Annotated in this window: 10 protein-coding genes and 1 riboswitch; of the genes, 6 read left to right on the top strand and 4 right to left on the bottom strand. The window is 69.9% G+C overall.

All coding sequences use genetic code 11. The features are described 5' to 3' along the window. Positions 1-18: 18 nt before the first annotated feature. Positions 19-1,026 carry an ABC transporter permease gene (locus KBX46_RS14095; RefSeq protein ID WP_210792842.1) on the bottom strand — a complete coding sequence of 336 codons (1,008 nt, stop codon included), beginning with the start codon at positions 1,024-1,026 and terminating at the stop codon, positions 19-21. A 695-nt stretch (positions 1,027-1,721) separates the two neighbouring features. Next, positions 1,722-1,802: riboswitch (cobalamin riboswitch) on the top strand. Positions 1,803-1,860: 58 nt separating this feature from the next. Between KBX46_RS14095 and KBX46_RS14090 the strand changes: the two genes are divergently transcribed. The 3 genes from KBX46_RS14090 to KBX46_RS14080 are packed head-to-tail and all read left to right on the top strand — an operon-like array spanning position 1,861 to position 3,442. Further along, positions 1,861-2,064, top strand: coding sequence for a CbtB domain-containing protein (locus tag KBX46_RS14090; protein ID WP_088947809.1), 204 nt, complete (start codon positions 1,861-1,863; stop codon positions 2,062-2,064). Beyond that, positions 2,055-2,825, top strand: coding sequence for a CbtA family protein (locus tag KBX46_RS14085; protein WP_210792841.1), 771 nt, complete (start codon positions 2,055-2,057; stop codon positions 2,823-2,825). The genes KBX46_RS14090 and KBX46_RS14085 overlap by 10 nt, the downstream gene beginning before the upstream one ends. After that, positions 2,822-3,442: a histidine phosphatase family protein gene (locus tag KBX46_RS14080; protein WP_210792840.1), complete on the top strand. Its 621-nt coding sequence runs from the start codon at positions 2,822-2,824 to the stop codon at positions 3,440-3,442. The genes KBX46_RS14085 and KBX46_RS14080 overlap by 4 nt, the downstream gene beginning before the upstream one ends. Positions 3,443-3,485: 43 nt before the next feature. Here KBX46_RS14080 and KBX46_RS14075 read toward each other — a convergent pair whose 3' ends face one another. From KBX46_RS14075 to KBX46_RS14065, 3 genes are all read right to left on the bottom strand, one after another. Next, entirely contained in the window at positions 3,486-4,145 is a 660-nt protein-coding gene (locus KBX46_RS14075) for a phosphotransferase (RefSeq protein WP_210792839.1), read from the bottom strand. Between the two features lie 94 nt (positions 4,146-4,239). After that, entirely contained in the window at positions 4,240-9,855 is a 5,616-nt protein-coding gene (locus KBX46_RS14070; protein WP_210792838.1) for a GH92 family glycosyl hydrolase, read from the bottom strand. A gap of 261 nt (positions 9,856-10,116) precedes the next feature. Then, positions 10,117-11,199 (bottom strand): glycoside hydrolase family 19 protein, encoded by a 1,083-nt coding sequence (locus tag KBX46_RS14065; RefSeq protein WP_210792837.1) that lies wholly within the window; start codon positions 11,197-11,199, stop codon positions 10,117-10,119. 363 nt (positions 11,200-11,562) lie between these two features. Between KBX46_RS14065 and KBX46_RS14060 the strand changes: the two genes are divergently transcribed. From KBX46_RS14060 to KBX46_RS14050, 3 genes are all read left to right on the top strand, one after another. Further along, positions 11,563-12,588 (top strand): polysaccharide deacetylase family protein, encoded by a 1,026-nt coding sequence (locus KBX46_RS14060; RefSeq protein WP_210792836.1) that lies wholly within the window; start codon positions 11,563-11,565, stop codon positions 12,586-12,588. 80 nt (positions 12,589-12,668) lie between these two features. After that, entirely contained in the window at positions 12,669-13,628 is a 960-nt protein-coding gene (locus KBX46_RS14055) for an acetamidase/formamidase family protein (protein WP_210792835.1), read from the top strand. A gap of 62 nt (positions 13,629-13,690) precedes the next feature. Further along, positions 13,691-15,109 (top strand): PQQ-binding-like beta-propeller repeat protein, encoded by a 1,419-nt coding sequence (locus KBX46_RS14050; RefSeq protein ID WP_210792834.1) that lies wholly within the window; start codon positions 13,691-13,693, stop codon positions 15,107-15,109. Positions 15,110-15,152: the final 43 nt, after the last annotated feature.

The raw sequence follows: 15,152 nt of genomic DNA, 5'->3' as shown, positions 1-15,152 counted from the left end.
GACTCTCGAAATGGCATGTCAACCCCGTGATTCCAGCCGCCGGCGGCGGTACTGGTCGAAGTAGACGGCGGCCCAGATGATCAGGCCGACGATCACCTGCTGGTAGTGGATGCTGATGTCGAGCAGGACGGCGCCGTTGCGGACCAGGGCGATGAGGAACGCGCCGATGATGGTCCCGACGATCCGACCCTGACCTCCGAAGAGGCTGGCCCCGCCGATGACCGCGGCGGCGATGACGTCGAGCTCCAGCGAGATCCCGTAGTTCGGCTGACCGGAGTTGACCCGGGAGGCCGCGATCATGCCGCCCAGACCGACCAGCACACCCGCCAGCACGTACACGCCGGTCAGGTGCCGACCGACGCGGATGCCCGACCGGCGTGCGGCCTCCAGATTGGAGCCCATCGCGTACGTGTACTGGCCGAAGCGGGTCTGGGAGAGCAGGAAGGCGACACCGACGGCGACCAGAACGGTGATCACCACGGCGAGCGGGATGCCGACGATCTCCCCGTTGCCGAGCAGTTGAAAGGATCGGGGCAGGCCGTAGACGCCGACCGCCCCGGTGATGATGAAGACGAGCCCTCGTCCGACGGACATCGTTCCCAGCGTCGCGATGAACGGTGGGATCCGAGCCACGGTCACCAGCAGCCCGTTGAGCAGCCCGGCCAGTGCGCCGACGCCGATCGCGACCGCCGTCGCCGCCCAGAGTGGAAAGCCGAGGTCGCGTACGACCATCGCCCCCGCCACGCCGGCGAGCGCGGCGACCGATCCCACGGAGAGGTCGATGCCCTTCGTGATGATGACCATCGTCTGCGCCGTGGCGATGATGGCGATCACCGCGGTCTGCGCACCGATGTTGAAGAGGTTGTCCGCGGTCAGGAAGTAGGGACTGGCGAAACTCAACACGATGAACAGCACGACGAGCGCGGTGGCGGCGGTCAGCTCGGAGACGGCGTGGGAGATCCGTTCCCGGAACCAGTCGCTGGGCGTGCCGTGCTGCGTGCCGGTGGTTGCCTCGACGGTGCTCATCGTCGGCCCTGACCTCCCCAAGCGTGGCGCCGCACGCGACGGGAGAGCCGTCGGCGAGCGGAGCACCGGTGACCGGCCGAGCCTCCTCGGCAGGGAGAGACGGACTCGGGGCCCGCACCACCCATGGAGATAGGTCGGATGTTTCCCTTGATCAGGCGTTACCATGCCATGCACGTACGTGTGTTGCCAAGGTCTTGCGACCATGTTTTGCCGTCGTTACGCGAGCCTTCGGAGCCCGACGTCCGACCAGAACGGCATGATCTGTTGTCGATGGCCGCCCCGCGAGCCAACGAACCACAATCCGATTGTTATCGATAACATGCTATGCCTTCGACGCCTGCCGCGCTCGCCTCGTTCCGACTCAGCCGGTGCACGAGGCGGCGAGCAGACACACCGGCCGGTCCGAGCCGAAAATCGGCCGGCCCGGCCGATCGCTGTCGAGCGCGTGCTCGACAGCGGGCCGCGGTTCCACAGTCGTCCAGGCCGCGCCGTCCACCCGGCCACCGGCTCGAAGAGCTTCGCCGTCGCGTCGGGTTCGGCGGCGGCGGACGATGCCCGCCGCCAGCGATCGGGTTTGATCTGACGAATCGGGCGGCGCTGAGTCCTCGGGCGCAGGTGCCTCACCCACTGCGGGGCCGGGTTGACCGCCTGCGGCGGCACCGATACCGTCGACCCACTATCTGCGGCGACGCGAGGGAAGCCGGTGTGATTCCGGCGCGGTCGCGCCACTGTGAGCGGTTCCCCCACCTCAAAATGGGGCCCGCGAGCCAGGACGCTCGGTCGTCCGCAGCCTTGCGATGGGGACGCGTCATCCCCGGGGAGGTTCGTGATCATATGTCCAGCTCCACGTCCAGCCAGCCGTTGGTGAATCCCGCTGGCACCACGCGTCTTCTGTGGACGGTCCTGGCGACCGTCGTCGCGCTCACCCTGCTGGCCTACCTCGTCGCGTTCGACCAGGGTGCGGTGTCGCGCAGCGGGACGTACCTGCACGAGCTCATGCACGACGGCCGGCACCTGCTCGGTGTTCCGTGCCACTGAACGCCACCACCGCTCCCCCGTTCCTCGCCGTCCTCGTCCGCGGCCTGCTCGCCGGCCTGATCGCTGGCCTGATCGCCGGAACGTTCGCCTACGTCGCCGGCGAACCGCACGTCGAGGCCGCCATCGCTATCGAGGAGGCGGCCTCGCACGCCGAACCCGCCGCTGGCGGGCACCAGCACGACGAGGCCCTGGTCACCCGGAGCGGCCAGCGCGGCGGGCTCTTCCTGGCCACCGCACTGTTCGGCGCCGCGATGGGCGGTCTGCTGGCCACGGCGTACGTCCTGCTGGCCCGTCGACGACGGACCGACGACGACGGGCGCTCCGGCCTGCTGCTGGCCGGTGCGGCGCTGCTCGGCGCGGTGATCGTGCCGTTCCTCAAGTACCCGGCTAACCCGCCGGCGGTCGGCGACCCGGCCACCATCAACCAACGCACCGTCACCTACCTGCTGATGGTGGTGCTCGGTCTGGTGGCCGTGTGGGCGGGCTCGCTGGGCTACCGGTCGGTCGGCGCGCAGGCGCCACTGTGGCAACGCGTCGCCGCAGCCGTCGGCGGTTTCCTGCTGGTCACCGTCGCGTCCTACGTGGTGCTTCCGTCGTTCCAGGAGGTCCCCACCGACTTCCCCGCGACGCTGCTGTGGAACTTCCGACTGGCCTCCCTCGGCACCCAGGTGGTGCTCTGGACCGGGATCGGCCTGCTGTTCGCGGCCCTGATGCACCACGAGCGGCGTCGCCGGGTCGGCACCGCGCTGCCCAGCACGTGACCGCCACCAGCCTCCGGCTGGTCGCCCACGGTCACACCGCCGCCCTGCGCCGGGCCCGCTTCGGCGGACCCGACGACGGCCTGGACGAGGGCGGTCTGCGCGCCGCCCTCGCCCAGGCCCACGCGGATCCGGACCGGCGTGGGCACCTCGGCATGCACGACACCTGCCTGTGCAGCCCAGCGACGGCGGCCCGGCAGACCGCCGCCGCCTTCGGTCTGCTGCCGACGATCGAGACGGCGTTGGCCGACTGCGACTACGGCGACTGGTCCGGACGGTCGCTTGAGGAGATCGCCGGCACGCATCCGCAGGCGCTACACGACTGGTTGTCCGCACCGAACTCGGCACCGCACCGCGGTGAGTCCGTCGCGGCCGTGCGGGATCGGGTCGGCAGTTGGCTGGACGAGCAGCACCGAGCAGGCCGGCGCGTCATCGCGGTCACCCACCCGCTGGTGATCCGGGTCGCGGTCGTGCACGCCCTCGGGCTGCCGATGGCGACGTACCGACAGCTGGACGTGGAGCCGTTGGCGATCGTCCGGCTCACCAGCCAGGGCACGCGCTGGCAACTCCGACTGGGCGCGGAGCCGAGGTGGGTCGACTCCGCGATGGTGTGGTCATGAATCCAGGGCCCGCAGTGAGCTGAGCGCGGGTGGACGGTCTGCTTCAACCCTCCCGAGTTTGGACCAGTGCGGCGGCACGGCCCAGGGCGGACTTCTCGACGGCGGTCAGCGCCGGATCGACCCGGCGCTGACCCACCGCACGCCGTAGTTGGCTGGCCCGGGGCGGCTGCGCGCGTCGCTGAAAGGCGTCGAGGCCGTCCCGGGCAAGATCGGCGACCTGCGGGTCCTGACTGACCGCCACCTCGGCGAGGATGAGAGCGGTCATGGCCACGTCCAGGTCGGCCGGCCCCTCGGTCGCATTGCGCCAATCGATGACCACTGGCCCGCGCGAGGTCACCATGACGTTCTGTGGGTGCAGGTCGAGGTGCAGGACGCGGTCCGCCGGGTCGACGCTGAAGCGGGCCGGCAGGGTGTGGAGGCGGTCGTGCAGGCCCACGAGCAGGTCGGCGGCGGCGCCGATGCCGGTGCGCCCGGTGAGCATCGACACCAGGAGAGTCTCGCCGTCGAGTCGTTCGAGCACCAGGTCGGGCCCTCGGGCCTCGTACACCACGGGTACCGGGTAGCCGGCGGCCGCGACGTACGCCATCAACGCCGCCTCGGGCGCGCTGTCCCCGCCCTGCCGGTAGCGGCGCAGCACCCGCGACTCGTCGAGCACGTAGACGTCGGCGTCGCGCCCCGAGGCGAGCAGCGCGTGATCGGCCATGGCAGACGACGCTAACAGTGGTTGCGCGACAAGCGCGTGGGGCGGGCCGTGATCACGGCCCGCCCCACCCTGCTGCGCTGTCCCCGGCTCAGTGCTAGCCGGTGACGGTGAACGGCCGGGACACCTTCGTCGCCGACTTCTCACCGCTCAGCGTGACGCTGGTCGCGCCCGCCTTCGCCGCACCCGGAACGCTGACCGTCGCGCCGGAGATGACACCGTCACCGTTCGCGCGAACCGTGCTGACCGCGAGGCCGTTCCCGACGGTGATCGTGACCGCCTCGTTCGGAACGAACCCGGAACCGTCGATGGTGATCGACGTGCCACGCGGACCCGAGGTGGTCAGCAGTGCCACCCGCGGCTGGTAGGTCGGCGCCTGGGCCTGCCCGGTCACCTGGACGGTGGCGGTGGCCGGCGTCCGCGTCGACGCGCCCGTCGCGGTGACCGCGTACCGGCCGGGTTGTGCGTCGCCGGAGGTCGGGACCGAGACGCGGACCGTGCCCGTCGCGGAGGCCGCGACCTTCGTGGCCCGGGCCGGGTCGGTGCCGACGCTGACGGTCACCTGTTCACCGGCGGCGAACCCGCTGCCGTCGACGGTGACAGTGCCGCCGGTGGTGACTGCGCCGGCAGCGGACAGCGCGATCGTCGGCTGGGAGCCGCCCCGCGCGACGGTCATGGTGAAGGCCTCGGTGCTGCTCGACAGCGTGTCCCACGCGGTGACGTGCACCGTGTAGGTGCCCTCCCGCGTGTAGGTGTGCTGCCCGCTCATCGCACCGGACGCACCGATGGTTACGTCGTCCGGAGCCGTGCCGTCACCCCACTGGACGCGGGCACGGTAGCCGGTCGTGCCGGGAACGCCGCCGGTCACCGAACCGAGGTTCGCCGCGAGGGCCTGCCCGGCGTTCGCCGTCTGGTCCTTCGGGGCGACAGTGGCCAGCGCGGGGGCCGGCGTGCCGTCGTTGGCGACGGCGAACACGTGGATCCGGCCCGCCGTGCGGGGGTCACCGGTCTGCGTCGGCAGGGTCACCGACACCAGCGTCTTGCCCGCCGGGATCTGGTACGGCGCGGTCGCGAACAGGAACGGCTGGGCGCCGTCCCGGCTCGTGCCGTTCAATCGGTACGCCGTCCGGGCAACGACGATGTTGCCGTAGGACGGAGTGCCGTTGGCGTTGCCGCCCAGCGTCCAGTCGCTCATCTGGATCGGGATGCTGGCCGTGCTGCCGTCACTGAAGTTCGCCGTGCCGGTGGTGCTCTGGTTGCCCTGCGTTCCGGCTCCGATGAAGGAGATGCTCTTCGCGTCCTCCGGCAGGTCGAGCAGGACCGTCGCACCGTTGCCGGTGGCGTTGTCCGGCTGCCCGGCCGGGATCACCGGCAGCGTGAACTGCAACGCCGTCCCCGGGACCTGCTGCCGCTGGCCCTGCGTCGCACCGCCCGCCGCCAGGGCGGCCCGCGAGTACGCCCACGACTTGGCGTCGCAGTCCGCCGCGAGGACGCCTTCGTCACCGACGCAGACGGTGTCGAACGCGGCGGTGAGGCCGGAGGTCGGGGCGTACGCCACCTCGACGCCGACCGTCGCGGAGCTCTGGCTCTCGCCGTCGGTCACCGTGACGTTCGCCTGGTGGTAGCCCGGCGTGGCGTAGGTGTGCGACCCACCGATGTTGTAGACGGCCCGCGAGCTCAGCGTCACGGTGCCCTCGGTGACCGGTGTGCCGTCACCCCAGTCGATCGTGGCCCGGTAACCGGTCGCGGTGCCACCGGTGACGGACGCCAGCGGCACCGAGACCGGTACGCCGGACGTCGCGTGCACGCCGGACGCGGCGGTCACCGCGATGTCGCCGCCTCCGATGGCCACGTCGCCACCGGCGAGCAACTCGATCTCGGCGAGACTGGTCTGCGCGGCGCCGACGGTCTTCGTGACCGCGAGACGGAACTGCGCGAACCGACCCGGCTTGTCGATCGTGTACGGGCGGGTCTGACTGCGCCACCGGAACACCTGGTCCCTGCGGGAGTCCACTGTGGTCCACGTGATGCCGTCGTTGGAGCCCTGGAGTCGCCAGTCCGCCGGATCGCCAGCACTCGCCCCGGACGTGACGGTGTAGTACGTCGGCTTCTGCTTTCCACCACGGAACGCCCAGGAGATCTGCGGGGTCGCCGAGGTGAAGGTCAGCTGCGTGGTGGACGAGTCGTCGAACAGCTTCGAGGCGTCCTGACCGCCGGTTGCGGTCGCGGTGCCGAGGCCGGGGCCGGTGGTGTCCTGCAACGGCTTCGGCGCCTGGTCACCCCTGGTCAGCGACGGCGGCGCGTCGTTCCTGCCGCTGCCCCAGGAGGACGGGTTGGGGCCCATCTGGAAGTCGATGGTGCCGCCCTTGGCGAGTGCGGCCACGTCCAGGGACAGACCGCGCTGCTTCTTGCCGTTGACCTTGACATCCTGCACGTAGACGTTGCGGGTGCTGTTGCTCGGCGCGTTGACGACGATGTCGCCAGTGGTGCGACGCACTGTCATCTTCGTGAACTGCGGCGAACCGATGGTCCACTCGGACGACCCGGCCTGCAGCGGGTAGATGCCCAGCGAGCTGAGGATGTACCACGACGACATCTCGCCGTTGTCCTCGTCGCCCAGGTAGCCCTGGCCGATCTCGCTGCCGACGTAGAGGCGCCGCAGGATCTCCCGTACCGTCGCCTGGGTCTTCGCCGGCGCGCCGGCGAAGTTGTACATGTACGGGATGTGGTGCGACGGCTGGTTGCTCATGCCGAGCTGACCCATCCGCACCGCGCGCGCCTCGATCATCTCGTGGATGACGCCGCCGTACCCGCCGGGTCGGTCGGCGTTCTCCGGGGTGGAGAAGAACGTGTCGAGCTTGTCCCGCAGCGCCTTCTGCCCACCGAGCAGGTTGGCCAGACCCTGACCGTCCTGCTGGGCGGTGAAGGCGAAGTTCCATCCGTTGGTCTCGGTGTAGACGCCACCCCAGTCCAGCGGGTCGCCGGCGAGGAAGTTACCGGCGGCGTCGCGACCCTGGAAGAGCTTCGACTTCGGGTCGAAGAGGTGGACGTAGTTGCGGGCGCGCTCCAGGAAGTAGCGCGACTCCTCCTTGAGCCGGGCGCGCTCCGACTTCGGCGTGGCCGGGTCCTTGGCGAGGGCCGCACCCATGTTGCCGATGCCGTAGTCGTTGATGAAGCCCTCCAGCGCCCACGACACCGACTCCCCGGTGGAGGTCGGCGTGTAGCCGAGGAACAGCGACGTCTCGATGCCCTTGCGTCCGACCGCGCTGCGCCCGGACGCGACGGTCGCGTCCTTGACGGCCGCGTCGTACGCCGCGAGCGGGTCGGGCAGCTTGACCCCGGTGAGGTACGCCTGGGCCAGAGCCACGTTGGCGCTGGTGCCGGTCATCAGGTCGGCGTAGCCGGGAGACGACCAGCGGGCGATCCAACCGCCGTCGCGGTAGTGCTGGACGAACCCGTCGGAGATCCGGGCGGCGACGTCCGGGTACAGCAGCGCGTAGGCGGGCCACACGGTGCGGTACGTGTCCCAGAAGCCGTTGTTGACGTAGATCTGCCCGTCGACGATCTTCGCACCGGTCTGGGTGGGGGTCGACGCGCCGGTCGGCGCCGAGACCGGGCTCGCGTACTGCCAGCGCGGCGCGTCGGCAGTGCCGGTGTTCTCCGACTGCGAGTTCGGGTAGAGGTTCAGCCGGTACAGGTTCGAGTACATCGAGACCAGCTGCGGTTCGGTGGCGCCGCGCACCTCGACCCGGCCGAGCCGGTCCTTCCACATCGCCGTCGCGGCGGCGTGGACCTGCTCGAAGCTCTTGCCGGTGACCTCCAGATCGAGGTTGCGGCGCGCCTGGTCGACGGAGAGGAACGACGTCGCGAGGCGCATCGTCACCTCCCGGGTGGTGGAGACGTCGAAGGTGGCCGAGGTCGCGGCGGTCGCCGTCGGCGCCTGGTCGAAGGCACCGGACACGAACATGCGACTACGACCGGCCGACAGGCCACTTCCGTTGTCGACCCAGCCGGTGAGGGTGCCGTCCGTGCCGATGGTGAAGGTGCCGTTGTGGAAGACGAGACTTCCGGTCGCCTGCCCGGTGGGGAAGGTGAACCGCATGATCCCGGCGTGGTCGGTGGGCGACATCTCCGCGACCAGGCCGTTCTGGAGCGTGACCCGGTAGAGGTCCGGCTGCGCGGTCTCGTCGTCATGGCTGAAGGCGAGCGCGCGGCTGGCGGGCTGGCCGGTGAGGGAACCGCCACCGACGACGGGCATGACCGACATCTGGTTGCGGTCACCCATCCACGGGCTGGGCTCGTGGGAGATCGCGAGCCCCTGCAACATCGGCAGGTTGGCTGCGTTGTTGATCCGGTGGTACTCGTACTCCCAGGAGTTGGAGGTCGCGTCGGTCACCGGGGTGAAGAAGTTGAAGCCGTTCGGCACCGCGGTGATCGGCAGGTTGTTGCCGCGCGAGAAACCGCCAGTCGAGTTGGTGCCCCGGCGGGTGTCCACGTAGTTGGTCAGCTTCGTGCCGTCGATCGACGTCGGCGCGGCCGTCAGCTCGATGTCGTCGAGCCACCCCTGGAACTGGGTGTCCCCGGTGGCCTGCGGGTTGTCGTACGCCAGCAGGATGCGGTCGATCGTCTTGCCACGGGCGATGGTGCCGAGGTCGGCCTGCACCAGGTTCCACTGGTCGGCGAAGAGCACCTTCGACGCGCCCTGGCCGGCACCGGTGAGCAGGTAGCCGTGCTGGTCGACGGGCGAGCGCCCACTCAGGTAGCTGCCGTCGGTGAAGTGCAGGTCGACGGCGGCGTAGGTGGACGGATACCGGGCGTTGCCCTTGGTGAACTCCGGGAAGATCTTGTACGACAGACGGGTCTTCGGCCCGACCGGCACGTTGACGTCGAACAGCTTGTTGGTCGCGTACGACCGGCCGTCGCCCTCGGCGCCACCGGAGTAGCGCAGCGCGGCCAGCCCGGTGAACCCGACGTCCGGCTTCGTGGTGTAGCCGCCGTTCGGACCGGCGGTGGCTTCGCTGACCATCGGCGTGGCCGGCGGACGGACGTCCGAGCCGTCGCTGATGTTCCAGTCGGCGAGCTGCACGAGCGAGTCACCGGAGTTCGCGGTGACGTTCAGCCGGTAGAAGGCGTAGGCGCTCGTGTTGGTGAAGCTGTACCTGTTGGTGGCGTACCGGCCGCTGAACGTCTGGCCGACGCGCTTGTCCAAGTCGGTCCAGGTGCTGCCGTCGTTGGAGCCCTGGACGACGAAGTCCCTGGGGTCGCGCGACGGTGCGTCGTTGGCCGAGGTCAGCGAGTAGCGCAGCACCGTGGCCGGCTTGGCGAGCTGGTAGGTCACCCAGCCGCTCGACTGGAAGATCAGCCACTTGGTCGACGAGTCGTCGTCCTTGAGGTTCGCGGCGATCTCTCGGGGCTGGTTCTCGTCGCTCGCGGTCACGGCGCTGACCTGGCCGAGCAGGCTGCCGGGCAGGGTGGTGACCTTGCCACTCAGGTTGCCCTGGACCGGTTTTCCGTTCGCGCCGACCTCCACGGTGCTGGTGGCGGGTTGCGGGTCGGCGGTCTCAAACGAGGAGCTGAAGTTGCCGGGCGTCGCCGAGGTGGGGGCGGCGTTGGCCAGGGGCGCGGCGACGAGCAGGCCCAGCGGTAGCAGGACGGCTGTCGTCGCGGCGATCAGGCGGGGAGACAGGGAACGCGCAAGGGGGGTATGCGACATGAGGGACGGGGCCTTTCGACTCGAACGGGTCGAGTACGTCGAAGGTCTGGACTGAGTGGAGCGTGGTGGGTGGTGCCCTGACATCGTTGTCATTGGAGTTGGCGAACAACGAGAGTCGGGGCGGGTGGACTGTCGCTGATAGTTCCGGGCGCAGCACGGCCGTGTCAACGGGTTGATGGCGATGAAACCGGCCGGGCTACCCACGACCGCTTGCCGGGCCCCGACTCCGTAAGAAGACGTGCGCCGAGGCCCGGCCGCGGATCAGCAGTAGAGGTTGGCTCCGGCGGACACACCGAGGATGCCGACGAACTGCTGGTACTTCGTGACGCGGCTCTGCACCTGGGCGGGATTTCCGCCGTTGCACTCGATCGAGCCGTTGATGCTGCGGATCGTCTCACCGAACCCGGCACCGCCGACCATCGCATTGTGGGCGGTCATGGTGCCCGGCCCGTTCTGGGTCATCCAGTACCAGATTCCGGTCTTCCAGGCCACCGCGGCATCGGTCTGCACCAGCCACGGGTTGGTCAGCAGGGGCAGGTTGAGGGCGTTTCCGGCGGCGTTGTAGTTGAAGTTCCAGCTGAGCTGGATCGGCCCACGCCCGTAGTAGGCGGCCTGCCCGGCCGGACATCCGTAGGGCTGGCCGGGGTCGCAGTAGTGCGGGTAGTTCGCGGTGTTCTGCTCGACCACGTGCACGAGGCCGCCGGTCTCGTGGTGCACGTTGGCCAGGAAGGCGGCCGCCTCCTGACGCTGGACGGTGGCGCTGCCGCTCTTGGCGAACGCCGGGTAGGCGCTGAGTGCGGTGACGAGCCCGGAGTACGTGTAGAAGGAGTTGCGGCCCGGGAACATCTGGTTGAACTGGGCCTCGGTGACCACGAAGCCGCCCGGGTCGGTGGGCGGCGGGGTGGTGGGTGGCTGGCCGCCGCAGGTGTAGGGCTCCCAGTACCAGGTGCTGACGATGGGGTCGTAGCCGGGATTGTCGTGCTCGGCCACGTAGTAGAGACCGTTGGTGTACCGCACGATCGCCCCTGCCGCGTACCAGGTTCCGGCAGCCCAGTTCGGGTGGTTGCAGGTGCCTCCGGTGGGCGGCGGCGTGGTGCCGCCCCCGCATGCGCCGAGGTCCTCCCAGACGCCGGTCGTACCCGGTGGCGCCTCGGCCTGGGTCCACCACTTCGCCCGGTAGTTGCGGCCGTTGTGGGAGACCTGTGCGTCTCCCCAGTAGACGGCCGAGGCCTGCCACGATGCTGAACAGGCGGCTGCCGACGCAGCGGTCGACGGGATGACCGCAGCCAACCCGCCGACGACGGTCAGTGCCACCAGCGCGACCAGCGCGCGCAGTCTCGTCATGTGTTCACTCCTTCCTGGGACCCAACTGGCCGCAGACTCGGCCAGGTATAGACATAGGTGACTGTAACATTTTCTGTTTACTTTCTTTACTGTTGCGGTGGAGCCACCTCCTCGACGAAGCGGTGGCGGGACGTCGGAAGTTTCGGCCACTTTCCGGACCATGCGAGAGATGCCGCGAGGACCAACTCAGCGGACGGCGATTGGCCGACTGTCAGGACCAGCGCACCCCCGACCCACCTCGTTTCGGGCGGCTTCCGGAACTTGTTGACGTGCCGGAAATCCCGCTGTAATACTCCGATCCATCACGGTCGATGCAACGGCTTCGTGATGTCCCGGTTATGCCTCCCGCGAGAAGGGCACCAGATGAGCAAGCTCTTCCCCCGCACGGCGCTGTGGTCGAGGCGGTTGCGCGCCGCGCTCGCCGTCCTCGCCACCGCCGTCGCGATGTGCGGCGTGGTCCTCGCGGCCACCTCGACCCCGTCGAGCGCCGCCACCTGCAACGGCTACGTCGGTCTCACCTTCGACGACGGTCCGACCGGCAGCACCAGCGCGCTGCTGAACGTGCTGCGCAGCAACGGCGCACGGGCCACCATGTTCAACGTCGGGCAGAACGTCCAGAACAACCGCTCGGCGGCACAGGCACAGGTGGCCGCCGGCATGTGGGTCGGCAACCACAGCTGGAACCACGCCCACATGACCTCGATGAGCCAGGCTCAGATGCAGTCCGACCTGTCCCAGACCAGTTCGGCGATCCAGTCCGCCACGGGCATCCGGCCACAGCTGTTCCGGCCGCCGTACGGGGAGACCAACTCCACCCTCCAGTCCGTCGCGTCATCGCTCGGCATGCGACAGGTGATCTGGGACGTGGACTCGCAGGACTGGAACGGCGCGAGCGTCAGCCAGATCGTGGCCAACGCGAGCCGCCTCCAAGCCGGTCAGGTCATCCTCATGCACGACGGGATCCAGAACACCCGCGACGCCATACCGCAGATCATGGCCAACCTGACCAGCCGCAACCTGTGCCCCGGCATGATCTCGCCGTCCACCGGCCGGGCGGTCGCGCCCGACGGCACGACCCCGCCGCCCGACGGTGGCACCCCGCCACCCACCGGCGGCACCTGCACGGCGACGGCGTCGACCACCAACGTCTGGGGCGACCGCTACAACACGTCGGTGACGGTCAGCGGCGCCAGCACCTGGACCGTGGTGGTGGCCATCACCGCGCCGCAGCGGGTCTCCACCATCTGGAACGGCACCGCCACCTGGGACAGCAGCGGCACCGTGATGACCATGCGGTCCAACGGCAGCGGCAACACCTTCGGCTTCACCACGATGACCAACGGCAACAGCGGCGCTCGTCCGCAGATCCGCTCCTGCACGGTGGGCTGACACCGAGCCGGTGTGCGGCGGGCGCCCGGATGCCCGCCGCACACCCCGTCGCGCGGATCGGGGGCCACTAACCTGCACTGATGCGACACACCCTCACGCCCTCCGACGACAGCCTGCACGGCCACTTCTCCCCCGATTTTCCGCCCGTGCTCACCATCGACCCCGGTGACACCGTCTCGTACCGCACCCTGGACTGCTGGTGGTCGGCCGGTCCGTATTCCGGCGGAGCGAACCGGGACCGGCCCCGGGTCGCGCAGCATCAACCCGACCACGGTCACGCGTTGGTCGGGCCGGTCGCGGTCCGCGGTGCGCGCGCCGGCCAGACCCTCGCGGTACGCATCGACGCGGTCGTCCCCGCCACCTGGGGCACCACAGTCGCCGGTGGCTGGCCGAGCGGCTTCAACCAGCGCTACGGCGTGCAGGAACAACCGGTGGTGCATGCCTGGACGCTGGACCCGGCGACGATGACCGGCCGCAACCAGCATGGTCACACGATCGCGCTGCGGCCCTTCATGGGGGTGCTCGGCATGCCACCCGCCGAGCCGGGGCGTCATTCGACGATCCCGCCGCGCCCGTGGGGCGGCAACCTGGACTGCCGGGACCTCACCGCGGGAAGCACCCTCCTGCTGCCGATCCCGGTGGACGACGCGCTGTTCTCGGTCGGGGACGGCCACGCCGCACAGGGCGACGGCGAGGTGGGCGGCACCGCGATCGAGTGCCCGATGGACGAGGTGACGTTGACCTTCGACGTCCGTGACGACTTCCCGGTCACCGGCCCGGTGGCCCGCACCGCGGACGCGTGGCTGACCCTGGGCGTCGGCGCGTCCCTCGACGACGCCTCGTTCATGGCCCTGGACTCGATGCTGACCCTGATGCAGCGGTTGCACGGCCTCAGCCGCGCGGACGCGGTGGCGCTGGCCAGCATCGCGGTCGACGTACGGGTGACGCAGATCGTCAATCAGACCGTCGGCGCGCACGCGGTCCTCCGCGACGACGCGCTGGGCTGGCCGGGCGCCGATTCTGTCGGGGGCCGCCGTTAGCGTGTGCGCACTGTCGCCGCGCCGGCCACGTCGGGCCGGTCGCTGACCCCTCGGAGGCCCCCATGTCCCAGGAGACGACCTACCTCGAACTGTCCGAAATGGACGGTGCGCACAAGTTCTACGAGGTCATCGTCGACAACGCCACGCTGACCGTGCGCTACGGACGGATCGGCGACCAGGGGCAGATCAAGGCCAGCGCCTACCCGGACAACGCGCGGGCTCGCGCCGCCGCCGCAAAGAAGATCGGCGAGAAGGTGCGCAAGGGTTACGCGCCGGCGGTTCCCGGTGTCCGACAGAAGCGCACCGTCTCCCGGCGGCAGATCGTCAGCACCCGCTCCACCGCCCACACCGCTCCGGTGCTCTGGCGCTACGACTCGGGCGCTCCCGCCTTCGGCATCTTCGTCGACGGGCAGCACTGCATGGTCGGCAACGAGCACGGCGTGATCACCACGCTCGACCACGACGCCCAGGTGCGCAGCCAGGTCCGCCTCCCCGACGGGGTCAAGTGCATCGTCGCCGACGACGCCTGGATCTACGCCGGCTGCGATGACGGCAACGTCTACGACCTCTCGGGCAAGATGCCCCGGGTGGCGTACGCGATCGCCCCGGAGATCGACATCTACTGGCTGGACATCCACGACGGGGTCCTGGGCGTGTCGGATGCCGACGGCGGGATCACGGCGGTCGACCACGAGGACGAGTTCCTGTGGCGTCGGCCCGGGCGGGGCCGCTCGGCGTGGATGGTGCGGTGCGACAGCGACGCCATCTACCACGGCCATTCGCAGGGGGTGACCGGCTACGAGTGGCGGACCGGCGGCGAACTGTGGCACACCAGGACCGGTTCGGTGCTCTTCGGCTGGCAGGAGCACGGCAGCGTGTTCGCCGGCACCGGCACCCGCGAGGTGGTGCGACTGTCCAAGGCAGGGCGACTGGAACGCACCTACCGGTGCGACGCCCCGGTGTTCTCGTGCGCCACGGCGGAGGGCGGCCAGTACGTCTTCGCCGGTGACAGCCAGTCATCGATCTACTGCTTCGACGCGGCCGGCACGCGGCTGTGGAAGCTCGGCACCGGCTGCGGCTCGGCCTACTCCATGCAATACCACGACGACCGGCTCTACGTCGTCACCACCGGCGGCCACCTGGCCTGCATCGACGCGAGCGAGCCGGCGATCCGCGCGGCGCAGGCCGGGAACGTGCCCGAGGTGCGCGACATCAAGGCCCCCCGTGAGGCACCACGGCCCGTGCAGCCGACGGTCGTCGAGGTGACCAGCGACGCGGGCGCGGGCGTGGTGGTGCAGTGCCTGGACGATCGGGGGCGGTTGCGGGTCCAGGTGCTCTCCGACGGTTACCGACGCGACTGGTCGGTGCAGTTTCCCAAGGGGATCCGCGAGCCGGGCGCCCGCTACCTGGTGACCGAGGTCCGCGAGGCCGGCCGGGGCGGGTTCTACCGGGCGTTCGGCGATATCCGCCGCCTGCGCTGAGCGGCGACCGCAGCGTCTCCGGTGGCCGGGCAGGCGCTGGCGG

The organism is Micromonospora sp. C81, assembly GCF_018070425.1.
Taxonomy (GTDB): domain Bacteria; phylum Actinomycetota; class Actinomycetes; order Mycobacteriales; family Micromonosporaceae; genus Micromonospora; species Micromonospora zamorensis.
The sequence above is the reverse complement of the archived record's forward strand: the minus strand, read 5'-3'. Positions and strand labels throughout refer to the sequence as shown.

What these genes read in the sequence shown, in the direction of transcription:
- KBX46_RS14095 (WP_210792842.1), bottom strand. Translation starts at nt 1,026, where the DNA reads ATGAGCACCGTCGAGGCAACCACCGGCACGCAGCACGGCACGCCCAGC.
- KBX46_RS14090 (WP_088947809.1), top strand. Translation starts at nt 1,861, where the DNA reads ATGTCCAGCTCCACGTCCAGCCAGCCGTTGGTGAATCCCGCTGGCACC.
- KBX46_RS14075 (WP_210792839.1), bottom strand. Translation starts at nt 4,145, where the DNA reads ATGGCCGATCACGCGCTGCTCGCCTCGGGGCGCGACGCCGACGTCTAC.
- KBX46_RS14070 (WP_210792838.1), bottom strand. Translation starts at nt 9,855, where the DNA reads ATGTCGCATACCCCCCTTGCGCGTTCCCTGTCTCCCCGCCTGATCGCC.
- KBX46_RS14065 (WP_210792837.1), bottom strand. Translation starts at nt 11,199, where the DNA reads ATGACGAGACTGCGCGCGCTGGTCGCGCTGGTGGCACTGACCGTCGTC.
- KBX46_RS14060 (WP_210792836.1), top strand. Translation starts at nt 11,563, where the DNA reads ATGAGCAAGCTCTTCCCCCGCACGGCGCTGTGGTCGAGGCGGTTGCGC.
- KBX46_RS14055 (WP_210792835.1), top strand. Translation starts at nt 12,669, where the DNA reads ATGCGACACACCCTCACGCCCTCCGACGACAGCCTGCACGGCCACTTC.
- KBX46_RS14050 (WP_210792834.1), top strand. Translation starts at nt 13,691, where the DNA reads ATGTCCCAGGAGACGACCTACCTCGAACTGTCCGAAATGGACGGTGCG.